Source organism: Rahnella sp. PAMC25559, from assembly GCF_050632365.1.
Classification (GTDB): domain Bacteria; phylum Pseudomonadota; class Gammaproteobacteria; order Enterobacterales; family Enterobacteriaceae; genus Rahnella; species Rahnella rivi.
The window spans coordinates 151,927-172,235 of record NZ_CP192543.1 but is presented as its reverse complement, the minus strand read 5'-3'; the positions used below and the strand labels follow the sequence as shown (position 1 = coordinate 172,235).

Here is a 20,309-nt window from a genome sequence, read left to right as displayed (position 1 = left end):
TTATACAAGGAAAGGCCCGTCAGAAATGACGGGCCTGGCAGAGGTTTTATCCGGTGTAGACGCCGAACAGTTTGGGGAGGAACAGCGAAATCGAAGGAATATAGGTCACCAGCATCAGCACCAGGAACAACACGCAATAGAACGGCAGCATGGCTTTGACGACTTTCTCAATGCTCTGTTTACTGACCGCGCTGGCGACAAACAGCACCGACCCGACCGGCGGGGTGATAAGCCCGATCCCCAGGTTCACCAGCATGATCATGCCAAAATGAACCGGATCGATGCCCAGTGATAACACCACCGGCAGCAGGACCGGCGTCAGGATCAGAATGATCGGCGCCATGTCCATCAGCGTACCGATCAACAACAGCATGATGTTGATCCACATGAGGATCACGTACTTGTTGTCGGAGATCGAGGTGAAGAATTCGGTGATGCGCATCGGCAATTGCATGTAGGTCATCACGGCGCCAAAGCTGGCCGCGAAGCCAATCAGGATCATGACGATACTGACGGTTTTCACCGTGCGGTACATCAGTTTCGGCAGTTCACTCCATTTGTAATCGCGGTAAATGAACATCGTGACGAAAAATGACCACAGGCAGGCGATGGCGGCAGACTCCGTGGCGGTGAAAATCCCGCTGAGAATTCCGCCCATGATGATGACGACGGTCATCAGGCCCCACAGCGTATCGATGAAAATCTTCAGTGCCTGACGAAACGGCACGCGTTCACCTTTCGGATAACCGCGCTGATGCGCAAAGACGACGCACATCACCATCAGGGTCAGGCTGAGCAGTAAACCGGGCAAAATACCGGCGATGAACAGTGCGGCGATCGACACCGTACCGCCCGTGGCGAGCGAGTAAATGACCGAGTTATGACTCGGCGGCGTAAGGATCGCCTGCACCGAGCCGCTGGCCGTGACCGCAGCGGCAAAATCGCGCGGATAACCTTTCTTCTCCATTTCCGGGATCATCACCGAACCAATCGACGCGGTATCCGCCACCGATGAGCCGGAGATCGCGCCGAAAAAGGTTGAGGCGACAATGTTCACCAGCGACAGACCGCCGCGAATGAACCCGACAAAGATATAGGCAAAACTCACCAGCCGGCGGGCAATGCCTCCTTCAGCCATGATCGCGCCGGCCAGAATAAAGAACGGGATCGCCAGCAGTGAAAACTTATTCACGCCGTTGGTCAGCTGGATCATCAGTGCTTCAAGCGGCAGATCGATCCACCAGGCACCGGCCAGCGCGCTGAGGCCAACGGCGTAAGCCACCGGCACGCCGATCGCCAGCATCACCCCCAGCGTTAACAGTAAAATGAGTGCATCCATAAGTCTCTCCGGGTCAGGCGTCGGAATTTCCCAGCATCACAACAGGGCGCTGATGCTGCGGCCCGGCAATGATCTGCTCAATGATGAATAAGATCGTCAGGGCAGAGCCCACGGGCAGCGGTAAATAGGTTTCTCCGGCGGTCAGCAGCGGGAATTCCGCCACCGGCTGGAGCCACAGTTCGCTGCACAAATGCAGGCTGTACCAGAAAATGAAGATGCTGATCGCCAGCATCATCAGATCTGACAGCAGCGCCGAGAACTTTTTCAGGGCAGGAGGCAGACGGTCGGTGACCATCGCCACCACGATGTGAGAACCCGCACGATAACTCACGGCCGCGCCGATAAAGGTGAACGTCACCATACACATGATGGCAACCGGCTCAGGCCACGACAGTGCGCTGTTCATGACGTAGCGGGCGAATATCCCGATGGGGATCACCGCGACCATCAGTAATAATGCAATCCCGGCAAGCCACATTGCGGCGCGGTAAAGAATGTCCATCAGGGTGTGATATCCGGAAATCATAAAGTCTCCCCCGGTGAGTGTCGGAAAAGGGCAGCAGGAGCTGCCCGTGTCAGAGACAGTGGTTACTGAACGTCAGCGATTTGCTGCATCAGATCTTTATGGTCTTTACCGAACTCATCGCGAACGGACTGGGTGGCCTGAACATAGGCCGCCGGATCGATGTCGTAGAATTTCACGCCGCCCGCTTTCATGGTGGCCAGGGCTTTTTCGTTATAGGCTTTCCACAGTTCACGCTGCTCATCCTGGGCTTCTTTCGACAGTTTCAGGATTAATTGCTGATCTTCCGGTTTCAGCTTGTCCCATTTCACTTTTGAGTACAGGAACAGCTCAGGAATAATGAAATGACGGCTGTAGGTGTAGTTTTTCACCACCGGCAGGTAGTTGTGCGCGACGAAGGTTGGCGGATTGTTTTCCGTGCCGTCGATAACCCCGGTTTGCATACCGCTGAACACTTCACTGACGCCCATAGCGACCGGGTTTGCTCCCATGGCTTTCAGCGTTGCCAGCGCAATCGGGCTGCCCTGAACGCGGATCTTCATGCCTTTCAAGTCTTCCGGTTTGACGACCGGTTCTTTGGTGATCAGATTGCGGGTCCCGCCGTCCATCCAGCCGAGAAATACCAGCCGGGAGTTCGGGTTATTGGTAATTTTATCGCCGATCTCTTTGCCAATCTGACCGTCGAGCACTTTGTGCATGTGATCTTCATCGCGGAAAATATAGGGCAGGGTGAACACGTTGACTTCGGGCAGGATTGAGGCCACCGGGGTCATTGATACGCGAATAATATCCAGCGCACCGAGCTGTGCCTGTTCAATTTCCTGCTTTTCGTCGCCCAGTACACCGCCGGGGAAGGTTTTGATTTCAAGGCGTCCGTCTGTTTGTTTTTGCAACTTTTCGCCCATATGCTGGACGGCAACGACGTTCGGGTAACCTTGCGGATGCACGTCGGCGGCTTTCAACGTTTGAGCGGACAGGCCGGAAGTGAATAACAGGGTCGCGGAACTCAGGCAAAGGCTGAGAAGTGCTTTTTGCATTTTCATCAGTTTGTCTCCAGGGGAATTCAGTAAGGGAATGAAAAGTTACAGCGAAAATGAACCGGTCTGGCGCGCCGTGCGCTGACGGAACCTCATGCGAATTTTATAAATTGTCTTATAAATTAAACGGATACAGGAAATTCCGGTGTATGGTCTTCCCCGGTACATAGACCTTACCTTATTTATAACTGCCGGGTATTTGAGCGTTATCACAAATTAATAACAAATGTAAAATTCTGTTACTTAATATTTAAAACATTGTTTTGTCTTTGATAATTATTTTCAGGCGATTGATTTACTGCGGGATTTTTTGCAAAAGTGTGACCCGTGTATAACTGTTGAAGTATTGACCAAAGACTCAAAACCTTGTCATCCGTCAAGGACACCCGCGTCAGCAGGCGGGACAATGTAAATAATAATGAGAACGACTATCAATTAGGTCTTTTTATTTGATACAATTCGGCGTTATTTAACCCATATACACTGATTCTGGCTGGAGGCGACGCGTGAAAACGGCTCGCAATAAGATGAAAAAAACGACCTCAGTATTGATGTCGTTAATGTTGGTGGTTGGCCTGAGCGGTAACGCAATGGCTGCACCTGCGACGCCGGCGGCGAATGCTGTCACTTCTGAAACCACGCAACCGGCACCTGCTGCGGCAGATACCACGCCCGCGCCGGTTATGCAATCCTCACCAGCGGAAGCTCCCGTCATCCCTACCGATCTGTCCGTGTTAGGCATGTACCATCATGCTGACGTGGTGGTGAAAACTGTCATGATCGGCCTGCTGTTGGCGTCCGTTGTCACCTGGGCTTTGCTGTTCAGCAAAGGCTCGGAAGTGTTCAGCGCGAAACGCCGTATGCGCCGTGAATTTGATGCGTTGTCTTCCGTGCGTACGCTGGACGAAGCTGCCGAGCAGGCTGAGAGTTTCGCCGCCAGCAGCATCAGCGCACAAATGATCCGCGATGCGCAAAATGAACTTGAGCTGTCTGCCGGTTCGACCGACAACAATGGCATTAAAGAACGTACCGGTTTCCGTCTGGAGCGTCGTGTGGGTGCTGCCGGGCGTCACATGGGCCGGGGCAATGGGATCCTCGCCACTATCGGCGCGATCTCTCCGTTCGTCGGTCTGTTTGGTACCGTGTGGGGCATCATGAACAGTTTCATTGGTATCGCCCAAACCCAGACCACTAACCTTGCCGTTGTGGCACCAGGTATTGCAGAAGCCCTGCTGGCGACCGCGGTGGGTTTGGTTGCTGCGATCCCTGCAGTGGTTATCTATAACATTTTCGCCCGTACCATCACTTCCTATCGTCATCAGGTTGGCGACGTGGCGGCGCAGATTATCCTGTTACAGGGCCGTGATTTGGATCTGGCTGCCAGCGAAGGCGATGCGCCGCGCGGTCAGACAGGTCAGTTACGCGTAGGATAAGAACAGATTATGGCTATTCGGTTAAACGACGATATCGACGAAAGCGGTGAAATGCATGACATCAACGTCACGCCTTTTATCGACGTTATGTTGGTTCTGCTGATCATCTTCATGGTCGCTGCGCCACTGGCCACCGTAGATGTGCGGGTAGATTTACCGGCTTCCACGGCGAAAGCGCAGCCGCGTCCTGAGAAACCGATCTTCCTGACGGTGAAATCGGACAAACAGCTGTTCCTCGGCGACAGCCCGGTAAATAGCGACAACCTGACTGCCATGCTCGATCAGCGTACTCAGGGCAATAAGCAGAGTACGATTTTCTTCCGTGCAGATAAGACGGTGGACTACGAAACGCTGATGAATGTGATGGATAACCTGCGTAAAGCCGGTTATCTGAAAGTCGGGCTGGTAGGTGCAGAACAGACGGGCGCAGCAGCGGCTCAGTAAGTTATCCTTCAGATCCGAAGCATAAAAAAGGCCAGCATTGCTGGCCTTTTGCTTTGGTGATGTGGCAGATCAGGTCACCGGCGCCGGGTTAAATACCGCCAGCGCATTGTGAATACCCCAGGTATCGGACCAGGTTTTTTTACGACCGCTGGCGATGTCCAGAATAAAGTGGAATAGCTCCCAGCCGACGTCTTCGATGGTGGCATCCCCGGTGGCGATCGTACCGGCGTTGATGTCCATCAGGTCATGCCAGCGGTTCGCCAGCGTGGTGCGGGTAGCCATTTTTATCACCGGCACCGCCAGCAGGCCGTACGGCGTGCCGCGCCCGGTGGTAAAGACCTGCACAGTGATGCCCGAGGCCAGTTGCTGCGTTCCGCAGACGAAATCACTGGCTGGCGTCGCGGCGAAAATCAGGCCTTTTTTGGTCGGGCGTTGGCCCGGAGACAATACTTCTGAAATTGCGCTGGTGCCCGATTTCGCAATCGAACCGAGTGCTTTTTCCACCACGTTAGCCAGTCCGCCTTTCTTGTTGCCCGGCGACGGGTTGGCGCTGCGGTCGGTTTGTCCGAGGGACAGATAATTATCGTACCAGGCCATCTCTTCCAGCAGGCGTTTACCGACGCTGACGTCAGCAGCGCGCGGAGTCAGCAGGTGGATCGCATCGCGCACTTCCGTCACTTCAGAGAACATCACCGTGCCGCCGCAACGAACCAGCAGATCCGAGGCGAAGCCCACGGCAGGATTGGCAGTCACGCCGGAGAATGCGTCGCTGCCGCCACACTGCATGCCGACCACCAGGTCAGAGGCCGGACAGGTTTCGCGCTGACGACGGTTCAGCCGTTCCAGATGGAACTGCGCGACGGTCAGGATATCGTCAACCATTGACTGGAAGCCGACGTGCTGCTCATCCTGCAAACGGACGATATGGGTGTCGTCGAGGGAAATGGCCTGCACGTCCGGCGTGCCTTCCAGCAGGCGTTCAGGTTGTAATTTCTCACAACCTAAGCCGACCACCATGACTTCGCCGCCAAAGTTCGGGTTCAGTGCCAGATTGTGAATGGTGCGGATCGGGACGACCGCTGCCGGTGCGTTGATCGCCACGCCACATCCGTACAGATGATTCAGCGCCACCACGCCATCGACGTTAGGGAATTTGGGCAGTAAATCACGCTCGATGATTTTTACTACGTAATCCACCACCCCCGCCACACAGTGAACGCTGGTGGTAATGCCGAGCAGATTTTTAGTGCCTACGCTGCCGTCTTCGTTGCGGTAGCCTTCAAACGTGAAGCCTTCCAGCGGCGGCAACGCAGGGGGAACCCGGGTAGCCAGCGGCAGGCTGTTAAGTTCCGGGGCGACCGGCAGTTCGACCAGGGATTCGTCGATCCAGCCGCCTTGGGCGATTTCCCGCACGGCATAACCAATCACTTCACCATAACGAATAATATCGCCGCCTTTGGCAATGGTTTCTAAAGCAACTTTATGGCCCTGAGGAATATGCTCAATTAATTCCAGACCATTTGAAAATCGGGTGCCGGCTTTTAAGCCGTTATCATTCACAATAATGGCAACGTTATCGTTTTCATGAACTTTAATGAAAAGTGCGTCGGTTGCATGCTCTTTATCTTTATTACGTGACATAACTGTCTCCGCGTTTATTAAACATCCCGAAAAAAGAACCTTCGGTTAATTCTCTGAATTCGTAGCGTACAAATGTTGCGTTTTGTCTTTTCGGCAATACAGGGTATGCATCCATTATAAAACAGCTGTCCGGGAACCTCATTGTGCAACTGACCAGCTTTTCACCCGCTGAACGTCATTCTGTGTGGCAGGTGACAGAATAAATGTGATGAATATCACCCTTTGGTCTGTGGGGCTTCAGTCGCCGCGTGAACTGTGATTATCCTCCCACAATGATGTGTGAATGCAAAAGAATAGTCGTTTTCAACCGGCGTATTCTTGTGCGAATGCACAGTGTTATTTGAGGCATCGTTTTTTATACTGTGTTGGCCCTCTGAAGGTAGCGTTCAAAGCAATACAGGTAAATTTCAGACATAAATAAATAATTATGAAATGTCTGTCTCATATAAAGGAAAACAGCAGGCGAAAAGTAAAAACGTTATTTCGATAACTGTAATTTCTCTGCGAATGATTCCGTAATAGTAAAATGAGGGTCACCATGAGCGTTCAATCCCAGTCCCGAGTGCTGGCGCAAAGTAAGACGCGAACACATATTCGCTATTATATTTTGCTGATTATATTCCTTATCACGGCGGTGAATTATGCCGACCGTGCAACGCTTTCCATTGCCGGTACCGAGGTCGCGCGTGAGCTGGGCCTGGATGCCGCTGATATGGGGCAAATCTTCGCGGCGTTTGGCTGGGCATATCTGATCATGCAGTTGCCTGGTGGCTGGCTGCTGGACAAATTCGGTTCCAAAAAAGTCTACACCTACAGCCTGTTTTTCTGGTCACTGTTCACGCTGCTACAAGGTTTTGTGGGCTGGTTCCCGCTGGCGTACGGCGCGCTGACGCTGTTCATACTGCGCTTTATGCTCGGTTTCTCCGAAGCGCCTTCCTTCCCGGCCAACGCCCGTATCGTGGCGGCCTGGTTCCCGACGAAAGAACGCGGAACGGCTTCGGCGATTTTTAACTCCGCACAGTATTTCTCGCTCGCGCTGTTCTCTCCGCTGCTCGGCTGGCTGACCTACGCCTGGGGCTGGGAACATGTCTTTATCGTGATGGGGGTGATTGGTTTTGTGCTGACGCTGGTGTGGATCAAATTTATCCACAACCCGCCGGAACACCCTGGCATATCAAAAAGCGAGCTGGAATTTATTAAAGAAGGCGGCGCGGTGGTCGACATCGACCACAAAAAAGCCGACGGCGCGAAAAGTGGCCCGAAATGGAGCTATGTGCGCCAGATGCTGAGCAACCGCATGATGCTTGGGATCTTCTTCGGCCAATACTTTATTAACAGTATTACGTGGTTCTTCCTGACCTGGTTCCCGATTTATCTGGTTCAGGAAAAGGGTATGTCTATCCTCAAGGTGGGGATGATTGCGGCCATTCCGGCGTTGTGCGGCTTTGCCGGTGGCGTACTCGGCGGCGTGTTCTCCGACTACCTGCTCAAACGCGATTTCTCCCTGACCGTGGCGCGTAAAATTCCGATTGTGCTGGGCATGCTGTTAGCCACCAGCATCATTTTATGTAACTACACCGATAACAATACCCTGGTCGTTACCCTGATGGCGCTGGCGTTCTTCGGTAAAGGCTTCGGTGCGCTGGGCTGGCCGGTGATTGCAGATACCGCGCCGAAAGAAGTGATTGGCCTGTGCGGCGGTATCTTCAACGTCTTTGGCAACGTCGCGTCAATCGTTACTCCGCTGGTCATCGGCTATATCGTTAAAGGGTTGCATTCTTTCAACATGGCTCTGATTTTCGTCGGCTGTTCCGCCCTGATGGCGATGCTGTGTTACCTGCTGGTCGTCGGTGAAATCAAACGTCTCGAACTAAAGAAACAGTAAATTGCGATGGCGGGCAGACGGGAACTCCCGCGCCCGCCCTATAACGAGGTCAACTATGAGTAATCCAATGATTCCAAACCGGTTCCGTCAGGACTTACTGCAAGGCAAAACGCTGATCGGATGCTGGGCCGCATTGTGCAACCCGATTGCCACAGAAGTGTTGGGTGTCGCAGGATTTGACTGGCTGTTGCTCGACGGCGAACACGCACCCAATGACATCAGCACTTTTGTTCCACAGCTGATGGCGCTTAAAGGCAGCAAAAGTGCGCCGGTCGTGCGACCACCTTTCAACGAGCCGGTGGTGATTAAACGTCTGCTCGATATCGGTTTCTACAATTTCCTGATCCCGTTTGTAGAGACGCAGGAGCAGGCCGAACGTGCCGTCGCCTCCACGCGCTATCCGCCGGCAGGGATCCGCGGCGTATCCGTTTCGCATCGCAGCAACATGTTTGGCACGGTGCCGGACTACTTCACCAGCATTAACGACAACATCACGGTGATGGTGCAAATCGAGAGCCAGCAGGGCGTTGATAACCTCGATGCGATTGCCGCTACCGACGGCATTGACGGCATATTTGTCGGGCCAAGCGATCTGGCCGCTGGCATGGGGCACCTCGGCAACGCCGGTCATCCGGAAGTACAGGCTGCCATTCGTCACATTTTTGAACGCGCAAAAGCCCACGGAAAATCCAGCGGCATTCTGGCACCGGTCGAAGCCGATGCGCGCCGCTACATGGAATGGGGCGCGACCTTTGTGGCCGTTGGCAGCGACCTGGGTATTTATCGCGCAGGAACGCAGGCGCTGTGTGATCGCTTCACTAAGTGATCTCATCACATCAATAATCAGAGGACATTCGAATGAAAATTGGCTTTATTGGTTTAGGCATCATGGGCAAGCCTATGAGTAAAAACCTGCTCAAAGCAGGGTATGAACTGGTGGTCATGGACCGCAATCTTGATACCGTGGGCGAAATTGTTGCGCTGGGTGCCACCGCTGCTGACACCCCGAAAGCGGTCGCTGAACAGTCTGACGTGATCATTACTATGCTGCCAAATTCGCCTCAGGTGAAAGACGTGGCGCTGGGCGAAAACGGCCTGATCGAAGGCGCGCGTCCCGGGACGATTTTCATCGACATGAGTTCCATCGCACCGCTGGCCAGCCGTGAAATCAGCGAAGCGCTGGCAGCGAAACAAATTGCGATGCTGGATGCCCCTGTCTCCGGCGGCGAACCAAAAGCCATCGACGGCACTATGTCGGTGATGGTTGGCGGTGATAAAGTCGTGTTCGATCATTGCTATGACATCATGAAGTCGATGGCGGGATCTGTGGTGCATACCGGCGACATCGGCGCGGGTAACGTCACTAAGCTGGCGAACCAGGTCATTGTTGCGCTGAACATTGCGGCAATGTCAGAAGCACTGGTGCTGGCCACCAAAGCGGGCGTCGATCCTAACCTGGTATTTCAGGCCATCCGGGGTGGACTGGCAGGCAGCACCGTTCTGGAAGCGAAAGCGCCGATGGTGATGGATCGCAATTTCAAACCGGGCTTCCGTATTGATTTGCACATCAAAGATTTAGCCAATGCACTCGACACCTCTCATGGCGTGGGTGCGCAACTGCCTCTGACCTCGCTGGTCATGGAAATGATGCAGGCTCTGAAAGCGGATGGTCACGGGCAATCTGACCATAGCGCCATTGCACGCTATTATGAAAACTTAGCGAAGGTTGAAGTTACCCGTTAGTCAGAGGTGGCCGCGCGGCCAGATGTACGTGAATCGTGCCGCGTTGCCCTTCCGGCAGAAAGCAAAACTGACAGGACGCTATTCCACAACGGCGCGTGCAGTTATGAAGGTAATGACTTTATGAAAATAGTGATCGCACCGGATTCATACAAAGAAAGTTTGTCTGCATTGGATGTGGCGAAGGCCATCGAAAGCGGATTTCGTGAGATTTTTCCTGAGGCGGAATACATTAAATTGCCGGTGGCAGACGGCGGTGAAGGAACGGTAGAAGCCATGGTCGCGGCGACCGGCGGACGCATCGTAAAAGTGAATGTTACCGGCCCGCTGGGCACACCGCTCGACGCGTTCTTCGGGCTTTCCGGCGACGAGAAAATCGCCTTTATCGAAATGGCGGCCGCCAGCGGGCTGGAAAGTGTCCCGGCGGCGCAGCGCAATCCCCTTAAAACCACCTCTTATGGCACAGGCGAACTGATCCATTCGGCACTCGACCATGGCGTCAAACACTGCATCATCGGTATCGGCGGCAGCGCCACCAATGACGGCGGGGCTGGCATGATGCAGGCGCTGGGCGCGAAGTTACTGACTCATGAGGGTAAACCGATCGGCCAGGGCGGCGGTGAGCTGGAGAAACTGCATCACATTGATATCAGCGGGCTGGATCCGCGGATCAAAAAATGCCGCTTTGAAGTGGCGTGTGACGTGACCAATCCGCTGACCGGCAAAGACGGTGCGTCTGCTATCTTTGGCCCGCAAAAAGGCGCAACGCCTGAGATGATCGAGCAACTCGACGGTTATCTGCATCATTACGCCAGCGTGATCAAACAGGATCTGGGTATCGATGTTGAGCACGTTCCCGGCGCAGGCGCGGCCGGCGGTATGGGCGCAGCACTGTACGGATTCTGCGGCGCGGAATTGCGTCAGGGCATCGAGATCGTCACCGATGCCCTGGGGCTGGATGCGTTAGTGAAAGATGCGACGCTTGTGATCACCGGTGAAGGACGAATCGACAGCCAGAGCATCAACGGCAAGGTGCCGATCGGCGTGGCGCGGGTCGCCAAGCGTTATAACAAACCTGTGATCGGCATTGCGGGCAGCCTGACGAAAGATGTTGATGTGGTGTATGCACACGGGCTGGATGCGGTTTTCAGCGTGCTCTACAGTGTGTGTACGCTGGAAGATGCGCTGAAAAATGCCGCTGATAATCTGCGTAAATCAGCACGCAATATTGCCGCGACCATTAAGTTATCGCAAAAGCTCTGAAAGCTTATTTACAGTAAAAAATCAGCAACAATGCGTCATTAAAAAACCGGTGTTCAGGCCCAGCCTGCGCCGGTTTTTGTGTTTTATTCCCGACGATTTTACGTTAGTTTTTAGAATCAAATCGCAACGGGAACGTAGCCATGTCAGAGATTGATTTTTCGAAGCAACCGGTCAATACACACACTAAAGGTTTAGGGCCACTCAGCGCGGATGCCTGCATGGGCGATATTCGCCAGCAAGGCTGGAATATCCTGCGCGAGGACGTCAGCCTGCCGGTGGCAGTGCTGCTCGAGGAGAGAATCGAACACAATCTTTCGTGGATGCGTGAATTTATTCAGCGTTATCAGTTAAAACTCGCGCCACACGGCAAAACCACCATGAGCCCGGAGCTGTATAAGATGCAGCTGGAGTTTGGCGCGTGGGGCATCACGCTGGCGACCGCGCCGCAGGTTAATGCCGCTTTTAAGCACGGCGTGCGCAAAGTCATTATGGCGAACCAGCTGATTGGCAAAGGCAATATGGCGATAATTGCCGGATTGCTGCGTGAGGATCCTGATTTCGAATTTTCCTGTGTGGTGGATTCTGCCGACAACGTTGATGCCCTCGGCCATTACTTCGCCAGCCAGCAACTGACGTTACGCATGATGTTTGAGTACGGTATTCAGGGTGGGCGTACCGGTATCCGTACCGCAGAACAGGAAGCAGACGTGCTGGCCGCGATCAAACGCTGGCCGCAGTCTCTGGCGCTGATCGGTGTCGAGCTGTATGAAGGTGTCAGCAACGACGAGGCGGCGATCCGTGCATTTCTGCGCCACGTCGTCGCGCGTACTGAAGCGCTGGCGCAGGCAGGTGAATTCGCCGAACAACAGGTGATATTAACCGGTGCAGGTTCCGCCTGGTTTGATGTGGTGGCGGAGGAGTTAACGCGTGAGAGCCGCTATCTGGACAGCGATAAACGGTATCAGCTGGATGTGATTTTGCGTTCAGGTTGTTACGTCACGCATGACGTCGGTGCCTATCAGGCTGCACTGGAAAGAATGCAAACCAGTAATCCGGTGGCACGGGAAATGAACAGCAGCTTACAGCCCGCTTTGCAGGTCTGGGCGGCCGTGCAGTCATTGCCGGAGCCGGGCCGGGCGATTATCGCTTTCGGCAAACGTGACGCTGGCTACGACGCTGGCTACCCGAAAGCCTCCGGTCATTTCCGTCCCCGCAGTGCAACACAGTCAGGCTATACCACCGTCGTACCAGCACCGGAAGACTGGAAGGTTTATGCGATGATGGATCAGCATGCGTTTATGTCGATCCCTGAAAATGCCGATCTGAAAGTCGGTGACATGCTGGTGTTCGACATTTGTCATCCCTGTCTGACATTCGACAAATGGCGTCAGCTGTTGCTGGTGAATGAACAGTGGGACGTGACCGGCGCAGTGACGACCTGGTTTTGACAGACGTTGACGACCTGTAAAAACGCCCGGACATTGCCGGGCGTTTTGTATGAAACGTTTAACCCTTTACCTTCACCTACCTCGGTAAATACGCCACCGCAGCCCGTTTCACATTCTCAATCTCATCAAGCAGTTCAAACCATTCCGGTTCCAGAGTTTCCACGCCAACGCCCTGACGCAGTTGCTGTTCGATGTAATAGCACAGCTGTTTCAGGCGCGGGACGCCGCTGTAGCTGCAACTGCCGTGCAGTTTATGGATGAGCGCGAGGATATCGTCGTCGGTTTCACCTCTGGCGACGGCATCCACACGCACGGCGACCTGTGGCAGGAATTCCACCAGCATTTGCAGTAAATCCTGCGCCAGTGCAACTTTATTGGCGGACTGGCTTAACGCCAGTTGCCAGTCGAGCGTGTTATTTGGCGCGAGATCTTCCTGCGTTTGCAGCGGAGAATCCTGCTGATTCTGATGAGAGTAATGGCGCGACAGGACGTTTTTCAACATGCCTTCGTCGATAGGTTTCGCCAGATAATCGTCCATACCCAATTTGAGAAGCTGTTCACGTTCGCCGCTCAGTGAGTGGGCGGTGACCGCCACTACCGGCGTGCTGGCATGGCGCGCCATCTGATGAATGATTTCGCTGGCACGAATGCCATCTATATCCGGCATCTGGATGTCCATCAAAATGATGTCCAGATCAGTGTGACGGGCCACTTCAATCGCTTCTTCGCCGCTGTGACACAGCACGGTGGTTTCGACCAGCTCTTCCAGCAGCGCACCAATCAGTTTGAGGTTGGCCGGATTATCATCCACCGCCATTGCCGTGAGCGGCAGTCGTGCCGCTTTAGTCTCATCTGAACCGAGGATCCTCACTGCCGGTTGTTGCTCTTTTAACAACAATGGCAGCAGGCGGATACTGGACATCGGTTTGATCAGGCACGCCTGCACTCCGCGGCGTTTGAGCTCTTCAGCCTCAACCTGGAACTGACTTGGCAGCGCCAGCAGCAGGTGCCGCGTCATGCTCAGCACGCGTTTTAACCGGTCGTCATAATCTGCCAGCGTCTGTTCTGGTTTGACCGGAATGCTGCACAGCATCATGTCGTAGTAGTTGTCCGGCAGTGCGGCAAGGGAGGTGCGATGCGTGACCTCAAGCGGTGTCGCCTGCAAAATTTCCATCGTAGCCTTGGCGGCGGCCGGGTTGGCTTCCACATAGGCCAGACGTTTACCTTCGAGGGAACTCATGGAAACCGGCGTCACATGGCGGTTTTCATTCAGCTCGAGCGTGACGTGGAACCAGAAAGTTGAACCGCGGTTGATCTGGCTGTAGAAGCTGATGTCGCCGCCCATCTCTTTGACCAGACGCTGGGTGATCACCAGGCCTAATCCGGTGCCGCCGTGGCGGCGCGAAATGCTGGCATCGGCCTGACGGAAAGCCTGGAAAAGTTGCGACTGCTGCCGCTCTGAAATCCCGATGCCGGTGTCGTGGATCTGCACCTCCAGTTCAACCTGCAAATTGTTCTGCGAACGCAGTTCGACATTGATGTCGATGTTGCCGGATTCAGTGAACTTAATCGCATTTCCCAGCAAGTTAGTGACAACTTGCTGCATTCGCATCGGATCGCCCAGCACGTTCTCCGGCACATTGTTGTGCACGTTGAGCGTCAGTTCGAGGCCTTTGTCGTGCGCGGTATGTGCCAGCAGGATCACCACTTCATCGAGCATCTCATGCAGTGAGAAAGGAATGTGCTCCAGCACCAGTTTACCGGCTTCCAGCTTAGAGAAGTCCAGAACGTCATTGATGATGGTCAGCAGGTTATTTGCTGAACGTTCAATGGTTTGCAGATAATCAGCCTGCGTTGGCGACAGCGGAGTTTTAAGCGTCTGGCGGGTGAAACCAATCACGCCGTTGAGCGGGGTACGCAGCTCATGAGACATGTTGGCGAGGAATTCAGATTTGATACGCGCCGCTTCCTGAGCGCGCTTTTTCGCCAGATCCAGTTCGACGTTCTGGATTTCCATCTGCTCAAGCGTTTCCCGCAGATCGGACGTGGCCTGATCGATATTCTGCTGCACTTCTTCGTGGTACGCCGTCAGCGACATCGCCATCGAGTTGATGCCGTTTTTTAGCATACTCAGTTCGCCGGGCATGTTGCCTTCCACACGGCTGTCGAGTTGCCCGCGGCGGATGCGGTCAACGGTGTTGACCATGTTTCGGATAGGTCCGGTGACGTCGCGCATCAGGCGATAAGCGAACAGTGTGGCAATGCCCAGACACAGCAATAACAGCATGGTCGAGACAAAGGCTTCCTGATATTGCGCCAGCCGGACCGAGCTGAGATCTAACTCAACGGCGATATAACCCAGGGTATGCTCAGGAGACGAACTGAACGAGTCATCATCTGCCTCGGTATGATTCTCCGCCTGAACCGGGGTGCGCAGGATCAGCGAATCCCCGAAACGTGCCTGGGTCAGTTCGCCAGGAATATCTTTTACGCTTTTGACCTGCAGCGGGCTGCCTTCATGCAGGGAATTGGAGCTGGCGAACAACTTATTGTCGCCATCAAAAACGCTGATGCTGCGGACAATGTCCGAATGATTGCGGTGCAGACGGCTGATAAGGCGCTTCACCGGTTCACGCTCCCGGAACGTCATTCCGTATTCGCTCGCGACGGCCAGGGGTTCAATAATACTGGCTCCGGCGTCGATCAGCTGATTCTGCAACTCGTTGTATCGGTGAACCACAAAGAAGGTGCTGAGCAGCAAACCGATCATTAATGTCGGTGCCAGAATCAGGATCATCATCCGTGCGCGAAGGCTATATTTGGTCATGAGGTTCCAATGTGGGAGAATTACCTAAAGTAAGCTTAATAAACCAGCGTGCAATCGACAATAATGGCTCAATTCTACTCTCCGAACCGCCGTGTGACGACCCGGCAAACGATAACTGTGACCGCCACCGATCTTGATGCTTTCGGGCAGGGTGTCGCGCGTCATAACGGTAAAGCCGTGTTTGTCAGTGGCGTATTGCCCGGCGAGCAGGCGGAAGTGATTTTAACAGAAGATAAAAGTAAGTACGCCAAAGGGCGACTGAAACGTTTGCTGACCACCAGCGCCGACCGGGTAAAACCGGCGTGTCCGCACTATTCTGTCTGCGGGGGCTGCCAGCAACAGCACGCCAGTGAAGCATTACAGCAGCGCAGCAAATCCGCCTCGCTGTTACGGCTGATCTCCCGTGAAACCGGTATTCAGCCCGAAGAGCAACCGGTGATCGCCGGTCCGCAATACGGTTACCGGCGCCGTGCGCGTCTCGGATTACAAATCGCCGGCGCGAAGCCAGGGCGAAAACCGGGGAACGGACCGCTGGTGATGGGTTTTCGTCAGGAAGGATCAAACGATCTGGTGGCGATCACCCGCTGTCCGGTGCTTCGCCCGGAGCTTGAGCAACTGCTGGTGCCGGTGCAGGAATGTCTGGCGTCACTGACGGCGGCGAAGCGGCTGGGGCATCTGGAAATGGTGCTGGCCGATAACGGCGCATTGCTGGTGCTGCGCCATCTGGATCCGCTCAGCGAGGCGGATCGCGCGCGTCTTATCGCGTTTGCACAGCACCATCAGTTAACGCTGTTTCTGGCACCTGACAGCGAGACGCTGGAGTGTTTGCACGGCGAAGCGCCAACGTATCAGATTGATGGTCTTAACCTGACTTTTGGCCCGCGTGATTTTATTCAGGTTAATGACGCCGTGAACCAGCAAATGGTGGCACAGGCGCTGGCATGGCTGGCGCTGACGCCAGAAGATCGCGTGCTGGATTTGTTTTGCGGCATGGGAAATTTCACCCTTCCGCTGGCAAAAAGAGCTAAGCGGGTTGTCGGAGTTGAAGGTGTTGCTACACTGGTGGCGAATGGGCAAGATAATGCCCGAAATAACGGATTAGAAAATGCGTCATTCTTCCACGAAAATCTGGAGGACGACGTCAGTCAGCAACCCTGGGCGGCGCAAGGTTTCAATAAAGTCTTGCTGGATCCTGCACGGGGTGGTGCGGCGGGCGTGATGGCGCATATCGTAAAGCTTGCTCCGCAGCGCGTGGTGTATGTGTCCTGTAATCCCACGACATTGGCTCGGGACAGTAAAATTTTGTTGGAGGCGGGTTATCGGTTGGCTCAGGTTCGTATGCTGGATATGTTTCCGCACACCGGGCACCTTGAATCGATGGCTCTGTTTATCAACCCATCTGACACCGGGGTTGTGTCAGACACGTAGGGAGAGGGTATGGTTGCGGTAAGAAGTGCACATCTGAACACGGCTGGCGAGTTTGCGCTCGACGACTGGATTAACAGTTTGGGGCTGTCCAGCCAGCAGTCATGTGACCGTTTAGCCGAAACCTGGCGCTACTGCGAGCAGCAAACGCAGGGCCATCCGGACGCGTCGCTCTTATTGTGGCGCGGTCTTGAGATGGTGGAAATCCTCTCGACCCTCAGTATGGACAACGACAGTATGCGCGCCGCGCTGCTGTTCCCGCTGGTCGATGATGGCATCATTGATGAAAACACGCTGACAGAGCAGTTCGGTAAAGGCATTACCGATCTGGTGCACGGCGTGCGTGATATGGATGCCATCCGCCAGCTGAAAGCCACGCAAAATGACTCCATGGCCTCCGAGCAGGTGGACAACGTCCGCCGTATGCTGCTGGCGATGGTGGAAGATTTCCGCTGCGTGGTGCTGAAACTTGCCGAACGTATCGCGCATCTGCGTGAAGTGAAAGACGCGCCGGAAGAAGAGCGCGTACTGGCGGCAAAAGAATGTACCAACATCTATGCGCCGCTGGCTAACCGCCTCGGTATCGGCCAGCTCAAATGGGAGCTGGAAGATTTCTGTTTCCGCTATCTGCATCCTGATGAATACAAACGCATTGCCAAACTGTTGCATGAGCGTCGTATCGACCGTGAACAGTACATCGATGATTTTGTGTCCACCGTGAAAAATGCGATGGGCGAAGAAGGCATCAAAGTTGATGTCTATGGTCGGCCAAAACACATCTACAGCATCTGGCGCAAGATGCAGAAAAAATCCCTGTCCTTTGACGAACTGTTCGACGTGCGCGCCGTGCGCATCGTGGTGGAACGTTTACAGGATTGCTACGCCGCGTTAGGGATTGTGCACACCCATTTCCGCCATCTGCCGGATGAGTTCGACGATTACGTCGCCAACCCGAAACCGAACGGTTATCAGTCGATTCACACCGTGGTGTTAGGGCCGCGCGGTAAAACGCTGGAAGTGCAGATCCGTACCCGCCAGATGCATGAAGATGCCGAACTGGGCGTCGCGGCGCACTGGAAATACAAAGAAGGCACCGCCGTGGTGGGTGGTCGCAGCGGTGGCTACGAAGGCCGCATTGCGTGGCTGCGTAAACTTATCGCGTGGCAGGAAGAGATGGCTGATTCGGGCGAAATGCTCGACGAAGTTCGCAGCCAGGTCTTTGATGATCGCGTTTACGTGTTTACGCCAAAAGGCGATGTCATCGACCTGCCAATGGGCTCCACACCGCTCGATTTTGCGTATCACATCCACAGTGATGTCGGGCACCGCTGTATCGGGGCAAAAATCGGCGGGCGCATTGTGCCGTTTACCTATCAGTTGCAGATGGGCGATCAGATTGAAATCATCACCCAGAAGCATGCGAACCCAAGCCGTGACTGGCTGAACCCGAGCCTCGGTTACGTGACGACCAGCCGCGGGCGGTCGAAGATCCAAAACTGGTTCCGTAAACAGGATCGCGACAAAAATATTATTGCCGGTAAGCAGATCCTCGACGACGAACTGGACCGTATGGATATCAGCATCAAAGATGCCGAGAAACTGCTGCTGCCGCGCTATAACGTCAATTCGCTGGACGAAGTGCTGGCCGCCATTGGCAACGGCGATATCCGCATCAATCAGATGGTCAACTTCCTGCAATCGCAGCTGAAAAAGCCGAGTGCGGAAGAGCTGGATAAAGAGGCGATGCGTCAGCTGACGCAGAAAACCACACCGGCTCCACAACGTAACGGCAGTAAAGATAACGGACGCGTGGTGGTGGAAGGCGTGGGCAATCTGATGCACCACATTGCGCGCTGCTGCCAGCCGATTCCGGGCGACGAAATCGTCGGCTACATCACACAGGGACGGGGGATTTCTATCCACCGCGCCGATTGTGATCAGCTGGAAGATTTGCGTCTGAACGCCCCTGAGCGCGTGGTTGACGCCGTCTGGGGCGAAAGCTACTCCAGCGGCTATTCTCTGGTTGTGCGCGTCGTGGCGAACGATCGCAGCGGCCTGCTGCGTGACATCACCACCATTCTTGCCAACGAGAAGGTGAACGTGCTTGGCGTCGCCAGCCGCAGTGATACCAAGCAACAACTGGCGACCATCGACATGGATATCGAGATCTACAATCCGCAGGTTCTGGGGCGCGTGATCGCCAAACTGAACCAGCTGCCGGATGTCATCGACGCCAAACGCCTGCACGGCAACTGATCGTATAAACGTAAAGGCCCGCCCGTCGGGCCTTTTTCATTCCTGCTTTGGCATACCCCTTTTTAAAACGGACAGATCTCATGACCGAATCACCCCTGCAACGCTTACTCACCATCATGAAAACCCTGCGCGACCCGGCGGCAGGTTGCCCGTGGGATAAAGAACAAACCTTCGAGACTATCGCCCCGTATACGCTGGAAGAAACTTACGAAGTGCTGGATGCCATCGCGCGCAAAGATTATGACGAGGTGCGTGATGAACTGGGCGATTTGCTGTTTCAGGTGGTGTTTTACGCCCAAATGGGCAGCGAGCAGGGGCTGTTTGGTTTCGACGATATCTGCAACGCAATCTCGGATAAACTCGAGCGCCGTCATCCGCAAATCTTTGGTGATGAGGCTGCATGGTCAAAAGACGCCAGCAGCAAAGATGTTCTGGTGAAATGGGAAGCGCGCAAGGCGCTGGAGCGGGCGGACAAATCACTGCATTCGGCGCTCGACGATATTCCATCCGCACTGCCTGCGCTGATGAAAGCGCACAAAATTCAGAAGCGTTGCTCAAATGTAGGCTTCGACTGGACCACGCTCGGCCCGGTGCTGGATAAAGTCTATGAAGAAATCGATGAAGTGATGTTTGAAGCGCGTCAGGCGGTGATCGACGAAGAAAAACTCGGTGAGGAAATCGGCGATTTGCTGTTCGCGACGGTTAACCTTTCCCGCCATTTAGGTCATAAAGCAGAAGATGCGCTGCAAGCCGCTAACCGTAAGTTCGAGCGTCGTTTCCGTCAGGTTGAAAACATCATCCGCGAGCAGGGGCTGAGCATGGAAGACGCGACCTTAGAGCAGATGGAAGCCGCGTGGCAGCAGGTAAAGCAGGGTGAAGCGGTAAAACCTGTGCTCTGACTTTGATCGGCGACAAGATCTGCCGTTGCTGAAACGGTTAAGCTCAACGGCATTCGGCAGATAAAAGCCTGATCTGAGAGCATTAAAGTACAACAAACTGAAATCTAAGATGTTTTACGGATGGATGAGAGTCACCACACAATTTTAAT

Annotated in this window: 15 protein-coding genes; 10 read left to right on the top strand and 5 right to left on the bottom strand. The window is 54.4% G+C overall.

The features are described from left to right. Positions 1 to 46: 46 nt before the first annotated feature. The 3 genes from ACQZQY_RS02100 to ACQZQY_RS02090 all read right to left on the bottom strand — a co-directional run bounded on the left by ACQZQY_RS02100 (position 47) and on the right by ACQZQY_RS02090 (position 2,905). Complete coding sequence (locus tag ACQZQY_RS02100; RefSeq protein WP_122096459.1) at positions 47 to 1,339, bottom strand: TRAP transporter large permease; 1,293 nt, start codon at positions 1,337 to 1,339, stop codon at positions 47 to 49. Positions 1,340 to 1,352: 13 nt separating this feature from the next. Further along, the gene (locus tag ACQZQY_RS02095; RefSeq protein ID WP_136375494.1) at positions 1,353 to 1,865 is read right to left on the bottom strand and encodes a TRAP transporter small permease; all 513 of its coding nucleotides are present in this window, start codon (positions 1,863 to 1,865) and stop codon (positions 1,353 to 1,355) included. Positions 1,866 to 1,927: 62 nt separating this feature from the next. Further along, a complete protein-coding gene (locus ACQZQY_RS02090) occupies positions 1,928 to 2,905 on the bottom strand; it encodes a TRAP transporter substrate-binding protein (protein ID WP_431296547.1) in 978 nt (325 codons plus the stop codon). Between the two features lie 521 nt (positions 2,906 to 3,426). Between ACQZQY_RS02090 and exbB the strand changes: the two genes are divergently transcribed. Then, complete coding sequence (gene exbB / locus ACQZQY_RS02085) at positions 3,427 to 4,332, top strand: tol-pal system-associated acyl-CoA thioesterase (protein ID WP_235533407.1); 906 nt, start codon at positions 3,427 to 3,429, stop codon at positions 4,330 to 4,332. A 9-nt stretch (positions 4,333 to 4,341) separates the two neighbouring features. Continuing rightward, complete coding sequence (gene exbD / locus ACQZQY_RS02080; protein ID WP_122096457.1) at positions 4,342 to 4,776, top strand: TonB system transport protein ExbD; 435 nt, start codon at positions 4,342 to 4,344, stop codon at positions 4,774 to 4,776. Positions 4,777 to 4,845: 69 nt separating this feature from the next. Here exbD and garD read toward each other — a convergent pair whose 3' ends face one another. Then, positions 4,846 to 6,417: a galactarate dehydratase gene (gene garD, locus ACQZQY_RS02075; protein ID WP_431296546.1), complete on the bottom strand. Its 1,572-nt coding sequence runs from the start codon at positions 6,415 to 6,417 to the stop codon at positions 4,846 to 4,848. A 538-nt stretch (positions 6,418 to 6,955) separates the two neighbouring features. Between garD and ACQZQY_RS02070 the strand changes: the two genes are divergently transcribed. From ACQZQY_RS02070 to ACQZQY_RS02050, 5 genes are all read left to right on the top strand, one after another. Then, the gene (locus tag ACQZQY_RS02070) at positions 6,956 to 8,302 is read left to right on the top strand and encodes an MFS transporter (protein WP_431296545.1); all 1,347 of its coding nucleotides are present in this window, start codon (positions 6,956 to 6,958) and stop codon (positions 8,300 to 8,302) included. 55 nt (positions 8,303 to 8,357) lie between these two features. Further along, entirely contained in the window at positions 8,358 to 9,128 is a 771-nt protein-coding gene (gene garL, locus ACQZQY_RS02065; protein WP_122096455.1) for a 2-dehydro-3-deoxyglucarate aldolase, read from the top strand. Between the two features lie 26 nt (positions 9,129 to 9,154). Further along, on the top strand, positions 9,155 to 10,045 hold the full coding sequence (gene garR, locus ACQZQY_RS02060) for a 2-hydroxy-3-oxopropionate reductase (protein ID WP_431297239.1): 891 nt from the start codon (positions 9,155 to 9,157) through the stop codon (positions 10,043 to 10,045). A gap of 120 nt (positions 10,046 to 10,165) precedes the next feature. Next, positions 10,166 to 11,305, top strand: a complete 1,140-nt coding sequence (locus tag ACQZQY_RS02055) for a glycerate kinase (protein WP_431296544.1) — start codon at positions 10,166 to 10,168, stop codon at positions 11,303 to 11,305. 140 nt (positions 11,306 to 11,445) lie between these two features. Beyond that, positions 11,446 to 12,753, top strand: a complete 1,308-nt coding sequence (locus tag ACQZQY_RS02050; RefSeq protein ID WP_431296543.1) for an amino acid deaminase — start codon at positions 11,446 to 11,448, stop codon at positions 12,751 to 12,753. A gap of 76 nt (positions 12,754 to 12,829) precedes the next feature. Here the strand turns inward: ACQZQY_RS02050 and barA are convergent, their stop codons facing one another. Beyond that, positions 12,830 to 15,580 (bottom strand): two-component sensor histidine kinase BarA, encoded by a 2,751-nt coding sequence (barA, locus tag ACQZQY_RS02045; protein WP_056772889.1) that lies wholly within the window; start codon positions 15,578 to 15,580, stop codon positions 12,830 to 12,832. 63 nt (positions 15,581 to 15,643) lie between these two features. Between barA and rlmD the strand changes: the two genes are divergently transcribed. From rlmD to mazG, 3 genes are all read left to right on the top strand, one after another. Next, positions 15,644 to 17,008: a 23S rRNA (uracil(1939)-C(5))-methyltransferase RlmD gene (gene rlmD / locus ACQZQY_RS02040; RefSeq protein WP_431296542.1), complete on the top strand. Its 1,365-nt coding sequence runs from the start codon at positions 15,644 to 15,646 to the stop codon at positions 17,006 to 17,008. Positions 17,009 to 17,017: 9 nt separating this feature from the next. Next, positions 17,018 to 19,261: a GTP diphosphokinase gene (gene relA, locus ACQZQY_RS02035; protein WP_056772881.1), complete on the top strand. Its 2,244-nt coding sequence runs from the start codon at positions 17,018 to 17,020 to the stop codon at positions 19,259 to 19,261. Positions 19,262 to 19,341: 80 nt separating this feature from the next. After that, the gene (gene mazG / locus ACQZQY_RS02030) at positions 19,342 to 20,160 is read left to right on the top strand and encodes a nucleoside triphosphate pyrophosphohydrolase (protein ID WP_056772878.1); all 819 of its coding nucleotides are present in this window, start codon (positions 19,342 to 19,344) and stop codon (positions 20,158 to 20,160) included. The last annotated feature ends 149 nt before the right edge of the window (positions 20,161 to 20,309 follow it).